At 75.1% G+C, this 6,191-nt stretch carries 8 protein-coding genes; 2 read left to right on the top strand and 6 right to left on the bottom strand.

Features of this window, described 5'->3' with window-relative positions; translation table 11 throughout:
* The coding region (locus tag Q0112_RS19315; RefSeq protein WP_297977730.1) for an inositol monophosphatase family protein at positions 1 to 465 on the bottom strand (465 nt) is incomplete at its 3' end.
* Positions 452 to 1,798, bottom strand: a complete 1,347-nt coding sequence (locus tag Q0112_RS19320; protein ID WP_297977731.1) for a metallopeptidase TldD-related protein — start codon at positions 1,796 to 1,798, stop codon at positions 452 to 454. The genes Q0112_RS19320 and Q0112_RS19315, both read right to left, overlap by 14 nt.
* A gap of 148 nt (positions 1,799 to 1,946) precedes the next feature.
* On the opposite strand from Q0112_RS19320, the gene Q0112_RS19325 reads away from it, so the two are divergent.
* Positions 1,947 to 2,714: an SDR family oxidoreductase gene (locus tag Q0112_RS19325; RefSeq protein WP_297977732.1), complete on the top strand. Its 768-nt coding sequence runs from the start codon at positions 1,947 to 1,949 to the stop codon at positions 2,712 to 2,714.
* 148 nt (positions 2,715 to 2,862) lie between these two features.
* On the opposite strand, the gene Q0112_RS19330 is transcribed toward Q0112_RS19325, so the two are convergent.
* The 4 genes from Q0112_RS19330 to Q0112_RS19345 all read right to left on the bottom strand — a co-directional run bounded on the left by Q0112_RS19330 (position 2,863) and on the right by Q0112_RS19345 (position 5,782).
* Positions 2,863 to 3,732: an SDR family oxidoreductase gene (locus tag Q0112_RS19330; RefSeq protein ID WP_297977733.1), complete on the bottom strand. Its 870-nt coding sequence runs from the start codon at positions 3,730 to 3,732 to the stop codon at positions 2,863 to 2,865.
* A gap of 5 nt (positions 3,733 to 3,737) precedes the next feature.
* Positions 3,738 to 4,745: an alcohol dehydrogenase catalytic domain-containing protein gene (locus Q0112_RS19335; protein WP_297977734.1), complete on the bottom strand. Its 1,008-nt coding sequence runs from the start codon at positions 4,743 to 4,745 to the stop codon at positions 3,738 to 3,740.
* Positions 4,746 to 4,803: 58 nt separating this feature from the next.
* Complete coding sequence (locus tag Q0112_RS19340) at positions 4,804 to 4,971, bottom strand: DUF1328 domain-containing protein (protein ID WP_297977735.1); 168 nt, start codon at positions 4,969 to 4,971, stop codon at positions 4,804 to 4,806.
* A gap of 70 nt (positions 4,972 to 5,041) precedes the next feature.
* A complete protein-coding gene (locus Q0112_RS19345) occupies positions 5,042 to 5,782 on the bottom strand; it encodes a Crp/Fnr family transcriptional regulator (protein WP_297977736.1) in 741 nt (246 codons plus the stop codon).
* A gap of 147 nt (positions 5,783 to 5,929) precedes the next feature.
* Here Q0112_RS19345 and Q0112_RS19350 point away from each other — a divergent pair.
* Positions 5,930 to 6,191 (top strand): SDR family NAD(P)-dependent oxidoreductase (locus Q0112_RS19350; protein WP_297977737.1); only part of this gene is annotated, 262 nt, incomplete at its 3' end.

Consider the following 6,191-nt stretch of genomic DNA (forward strand, 5'->3'; position numbering starts at 1 on the left):
GAGGACGCGCGCGCCCTCGATCCCCTGCCGCGCGGTGGCGACGATGCGGGCGCCGTTCAGCCGCGCCCCCTCCCCCGCCACGGCGGCATAGGTGCGGCCGAGCGCGGGCAGGTGGACGAGGGCCGCGACCGGGCGGCCGGCCTCGACCACGGCGAGGGACAGCGCCCAGCCCTTCTCGCCGGCGAGGAAGGCGCGGGTGCCGTCGATCGGGTCGACGACGAAGACCCGCGGCGCGCCGAGGCGCGCGGGGTCGTCCTCGCTCTCCTCCGAGAGCCAGCCGTAGCCGGGGCGGGCCGAAAGCAGCCGCTCGGCGAGCAGCCGGTCGACCGCTATGTCGGCCGCGCTGACCGGGCCGAGGCCGCCCGCCTTCTCGCGTACCGGCCCGGGGTCGTGGACGCGGGCGAGGGCGAGCGCACCCGCCTCGCGCGCCGCCGCCTCGAGGAGCGCGAGGTCAGCTTCCGGCAATCACCAGGCCCTCGACGAGGAGGCTCGGCACCAGGCGCGAGCGATGCGGCAGCGCGTCGTTCGCCGGGCGGATCGTCTTCAGCATCGCGCGGAGGTTGCCGGCAACCGTGCATTCGTTGACCGGGCGGACGATCTCGCCCTTCTCGACCCAGAAGCCGCTCGCGCCGCGGGAATAGTCGCCGGTCGTCGGGTTGATCGAGGCGCCGATGAGCTCGGTGACGAGGAGGCCCGTCCCCATCTCGGCGAGGAGCTGGTCGCGGGTGACCGCGCCCGGGGTCAGCGTCAGGTTGCCGGCCGAGGGCGAGGGCGGCGAGGCGGTGCCGCGGGCGGCGTTGCCGGTGCTGGCGAGGCCGAGCTGGCGGCCGGTGGCGAGATCGAGGATCCAGCTCTCCAGCACGCCCCCCGCCACCAGCGCCCGGCGGGCGCAGGGCAGGCCCTCGGCGTCGAACGGGCGCGAGCCGGCGATGCGCGGGCGGAAGGGCTCCTCGACGAGGTCGATGCCGGCGGGGAGCACGCGCTCGCCCATGGCGTCCTTCAGCCAGCTCGCGCCGCGGGCGACCGAGAGGCCGTTGATCGCCTGCACCAGGTGGCCGATCAGGCCGGAGGCGACGCGCTCGTCGTAGACGACGGGCCAGGCGCCGGTCGGGGGCTTGGCGGCGCCGGCCCGGGCCGCGGCGCGCTCGCCGGCGAGCCGGCCGATCCCGGCCGGGTCGGGCAGGTCGGCGTGGTGGGTGCGGCTCTCGAAGGCATAGTCGCGCTCCATGCCGGTGCCCTCGCCGGAGATCGCCACCGCCTGCACCGAATGGCCGGTGCGGGCGTAGCCGCCGGAGAAGCCGTTCGTCGCCGCGAGATGCACGCGCGAGGCCGACCAGCCGGCCCCGGCCCCGTCCATCCGGGTGACCCCGGGGACGGCGAGCGCCGCCGCCTCGGCGGCGAGCGCCGCCTCGCGGAGCGCGTCGGGCGAGGGCAAGGGCGCGGCGTCCGCGAGGTCTAGAGCGGCGACGTCCCAGCCGCGCGCCAGCTGCTCCGGCGCGGCGAGGCCGCACCAGGGGTCCTCCGGCGCCTCGCGCGCCATGGCGACGGCGCGCTCGGCCATGGCGGCGATCGTCGCGGCGCGGGTGTCGCTGGCCGAGACGCAGGCCTGGCGCCGGCCGAGGAGCACGCGCAGGCCGAGGTCGATCCCCTCCGCCCGCTCGGCCTGCTCGAGCGCGCCGTTCCGCACCTCGATCGAGAGGCTGTCGCCGGCCACCACGATCGCGTCCGCCGCCTCGGCGCCGGCGGCGCGGGCCGCGTCGAGCAGCCGTCCGGCCAGCGCCTCGAGATCCTCCGCCATGCTCGCACCTGCCTCGTCGGGGTTCGCCGCTACCTAGGCGCTTTCGCCCGCGGCGGCAACCTCGGGCAAGCTCCGGCCGTACCCCCTTGCCTTTCCCGCCCCGAGCGCCTTTCATCCCGGCAGGTGACCGCCTCGAGAGGGAAAGCGCATGGGCCAGCTCGACGGCAAGTCGGTGATCCTGACCGGGGCGAGCCGCGGCATCGGCGCCGCCGCCGCCGAGGCGATGGCGGCGGAGGGGGCGCGGCTCCTGCTGCTCGCCCGCTCGGCCGAGGGGATCACGGGGCTCGCCACCTACCTGCGGCGGAGCGGCGCCCAGGCCGAGGCGATGACCTGCGACGTCGCGGAATGGACCCAGGTGCAGGCCGCGGTCGCCCGCGCGCACGAGGCCTTCGGCCGCATCGACGCGCTGGTCAACAACGCCGGCGTCATCGAGCCGATCGGCCCGCTCGCCGCCGCCGACCCGCGCGCCTGGGCGCATGCCGCCGACGTCAACTTCAAGGGCGTCTTCTTCGGCACCCGCGCCGTCCTGCCCGGGATGCGGGCGCAGGGCTCGGGCACCATCGTCAACCTCGGCTCGGGCGCGGCGCACAACCCGCTCGAGGGCTGGAGCCAGTACTGCTCGGCCAAGGCCGCGGCGGCGATGCTGACCCGCTGCACCCACCTCGAGAACCGCGGCCGCGGCGTCCGCGTCTTCTCGCTCTCGCCGGGGACGGTCGCCACCGACATGCAGCGGACGATCCGGGCGAGCGGGATCAACCCGGTCAGCCAGATGGACTTCTCCGCCCACGCCCCGGTCGAGCACCCCGCCCGCGCCCTCGTCTGGCTGCTGACCGAGGACGCCGCCCCCTTCGCCGGCGAGGAGATCTCGCTCCGCGACCCGGAGATGCGCGCCCGGATCGGCCTTCCCCCGGCCTGACCCCGGGGCGAAGAAGGGCAGCGCCCTCCCCGCCTGTCCCCGCCCGACGCCCTGCGTCGGGCAGCGCCCGCACCGCCCCCCCGGGGCGGGCGCTTCTCGCCCACCCCGCGGCGCGGGCGCTGCCCTCGTCTCCCCGGATCGGCCGCGCTCAGTCCTTGCCGCGGGCCACAAACGCGGCAAACGCCTCGGCATAGTCCGGATGCCAGCGCGACAGCGCCGGGCGGTTCTCGACGATATCGCCCGCCGCCCAGAGGATGCGCCGCTCGTCGAGCGCGCGCGACACGTCGTTGTCTGGGCAGAGGATGTAGAAATCCCCCGCCGCCACCCGCCCGAGCATGAAGTCGACCGTCTCCTCCGGCGTCCAGGCCGCCGCCGGCTTCTCGGTGCGGTCCCCGCGCGTCAGCGGCGTGAAGACGAAGCCCGGGATGAAGAGGTGCGCGGTGATCCCGCTCCCCTCGCCCTGGCGCAACTCGTGGGCGAGCGCCTCGGTGAAGGCCTTCACCCCCGCCTTGGAGACGTTGTAGGCCGGATTGCCCGGCGGCGTGGTGATCCCCTGCTTCGAGCCGGTGTTGACGACGAGCCCCGGCCGCCCGGTCGCCCGGCTGCGGGCGATCATGTTCGGCACGAAGGCCTGGGTGCCGTTGATGACGCCCCAGAGATTGACCGAGAGCACCTTCTCCCAGGTCTCCGCCGGCCCGAGGACGGTCGAGGGCGGCTCGATGCCGGCATTGTTCATCAGCACGTCGGTGCCGCCCCAGCGGCTGGCGACCGTGGCCTCGAGCCCCTGCACCTCGTCGAGGCGCGCGACGTTGGCGTCGACCGCCATCACCGCGTCCGCCCCGCGCGGCGCCGCGGCGGCGATCCGGTCGGCGGCGGCCGCCAGCCGGTCGGCGCCGAGATCGGCGATGCAGACCCGGAGCCCCATGGCGGCGAGGCGGCAGGCGGCGGCAAGGCCGATGCCCGAGGCGCCGCCGGTGACGACGGCGATGGAGTCGGGAACGAGGGCGGGATGGGACATGGTCGTCATATACCTCGGGCGCTGGCCGGAACCACCATCACCTTGACCTCGCCGGCCCGGGCCGGGCTCGCGATCGCCTCCATGGCCTCGGCAAGCGGGATGCGGCGCGAGACGAGCGGCGCGACCGCCACGCGGCCACGCGCGATCAGCTCGGCGGCGCGGGTCTGGGTGAAGGGGTTGATGTAGGAGAAGTAGAGCTGCACCTCGCGCACCAGGTGGTCGAAGGGCTCGATCGCCACCCGCTCGCCGCGCGGCAGCACGCCGAGGACGACGACCCGCCCGCCGGCGCGGGTGAGGCCACCCGCCTCGGCCACCGTCTCCGGCACGCCGGCGCATTCGAGCGTCAGGTCCGCCCCCTCGGGCCAGACCGCCCGCACCCCGGCGGCATCGCCCGCCGTCGCCGCCGCCCCGATCGTCGCCGCCAGCGCGCGCTTCCCGGGGTTGCGGGTCAGCAGCAGCACCTCGGCGCCGGCCAGCGCGGCGAGCTGCAGCGCGAGGAGCCCGATCACCCCGCCGCCGATGACCAGCACCCGCTCGCCCGGGCGCGGGTTGCCGATGTCGACGCCGTGCAACGTGCAGGCGAGCGGCTCGCAGAAGGCGCCCCGCTCGGGATCGAGGTCCACCGGCAGCACCACCGCCTTGCCGGCGGGAAAGACCGCATATTCGGCGAAGCCGCCGTCGCGGTGGATGCCGGTCGCGACGTTGCTGGCGCAGAGGTTCACCTTGCCGCGCAGGCAGGCGTCGCACCGGCCGCACCAGTCGTTCGGATCGCAGGTGACGAGCGCACCCTCGGGCACGTCGACGCCCGCCCCGCGGCCGACGACGGTGCCGGCGAACTCGTGCCCGAGCGTCACCGGCGGCGCCGAGGGGAACTCGCCCTTGAACAGATGCCGGTCGGTGCCGCAGATCCCCGCTGCGGCAACGCGCACCAGAATCTCCCCCGGCCCCGGATCGGGTACCGGCACCTCCTCGAGACGAAGATCGCCGATCCCGTGCAGCCGCACCGCCAGCATCGCTCCCGCCTCCTCCCGCCTGGCCCCGGCTACATTCGCACGGGACAGGGCGCGGGAGTCAACCGCGGCCGCGGACGAGGTGGGCGACGACCGAGATGGCGAAGAGCACGATGGCGACGAAGAAGATGATCTTGGCGATCGAGATCGCCGCGCCGGCGATGCCGCCGAAGCCGAGGATCGCCGCGACCAGCGCGATGACGAGGAAGGCGAGCGCCCATCCGAGCATGTCCGTATCTCCCGCATTGCGGACCCGGCGGTGAAACGCGCCGCGCGCCCGGTCGTTCCCCGCGCCGCGCTCAGATCAGCGGCCGGCACGGGCCCTCGACCCGCTCGTAGGAGCCGATCCGCTCGAGCTCGCGGCGGGCGAGGATGACGATCGCGTCCTCGCTCCAGCGCACCACCTCCTGCTCGCGCAGCCGCCGCAGCGTGCGGCTGAGGTGCACGGTGGTGATCCCGAGCGCATCGGCGAAATGCGCCTGGGTGAAGGGCGCGCGCAGCGCGTCGTTGCCGGCGTAGCCCACCGCCTCGGCGCGGTCGTAGAGATGCAGGATCAGGTAGGCGACCCGCTCGATCGCGTTGCGCTGGCCGACGCTCAGCAGGTGCCCGTCGAGCAGCTGCTCCTCGCGCGCCGCGCTCCAGGTCATGGCGAAGCCGAGCGAGGCGTGGTCGCGGAAGACCGACCAGACCTTGTCGCGCTGGAAGACGCAGAGCCGCGCCCGGGTCAGCGCGGTGACCGTATGCTGCATCTCGTTCATGATCGCGAGCTGCAGCCCGACGAGATCCCCCGGCAGGGCGAAGTTCAGCACCTGCCGGCGGCCGTCCTCGATCTGCTTGTGGCGGAAGGCCCAGCCCTCGAGGATGGTGTAGAGGTGCGGGCTGGCGCTGTCCTCCATCAGGATGGTGGCCCCGGCATCGACGACGAGCTCGCCGCGCTTGAAGCCGTGCATGAAGGCGAGCTCCTCGCGGGTGAGCGCGCGGAAGACCGGGCGCGCGCGCAGCGGGCATATCTCGCAGGGGATCGGGTCCCGCCGCGGCATTGGCGCTCCTCCCGAGGGTCGACGCGAGTCCATCCGAAAACCTCCGCCATGGCAATGCCCGGAGCGCCGCGCGCGTTCCGCGCGGGGGCTTCCCCCCGCCCGCCGCTCTCGGCTAAGCACGGGGAGGCAGGACCGGGGGAGGATGCGATGATTTCAGAGCGGCGCTTCGCGGGGCGGCGGGCGGTGGTCACCGGCGGCGCTTCCGGGATCGGGCGGGCGGTGGCCGGGCGGCTGGCCGCCGAGGGCGCGCGGGTGGCGGTCTGGGACCGCGACGCCGCCGGCGCCGAGGCGGTCGCCGCCGAGCTCGAGGGCGGCATGCCGGTCCCCGTCGACATCACCGACTGGTCGGCGGTGGAGGCGGCGGCGGCGCGCACCGCCGAGGCCTTCGGCGGCATCGACGTCCTGGTCT

This window comes from uncultured Amaricoccus sp., from assembly GCF_937858865.1.
Classification (GTDB): Bacteria; Pseudomonadota; Alphaproteobacteria; order Rhodobacterales; family Rhodobacteraceae; genus Amaricoccus.

What these genes read in the sequence shown, in the direction of transcription:
- Q0112_RS19320 (WP_297977731.1), bottom strand. Translation starts at nt 1,798, where the DNA reads ATGGCGGAGGATCTCGAGGCGCTGGCCGGACGGCTGCTCGACGCGGCC.
- Q0112_RS19325 (WP_297977732.1), top strand. Translation starts at nt 1,947, where the DNA reads ATGGGCCAGCTCGACGGCAAGTCGGTGATCCTGACCGGGGCGAGCCGC.
- Q0112_RS19330 (WP_297977733.1), bottom strand. Translation starts at nt 3,732, where the DNA reads ATGTCCCATCCCGCCCTCGTTCCCGACTCCATCGCCGTCGTCACCGGC.
- Q0112_RS19335 (WP_297977734.1), bottom strand. Translation starts at nt 4,745, where the DNA reads ATGCTGGCGGTGCGGCTGCACGGGATCGGCGATCTTCGTCTCGAGGAG.
- Q0112_RS19340 (WP_297977735.1), bottom strand. Translation starts at nt 4,971, where the DNA reads ATGCTCGGATGGGCGCTCGCCTTCCTCGTCATCGCGCTGGTCGCGGCG.
- Q0112_RS19345 (WP_297977736.1), bottom strand. Translation starts at nt 5,782, where the DNA reads ATGCCGCGGCGGGACCCGATCCCCTGCGAGATATGCCCGCTGCGCGCG.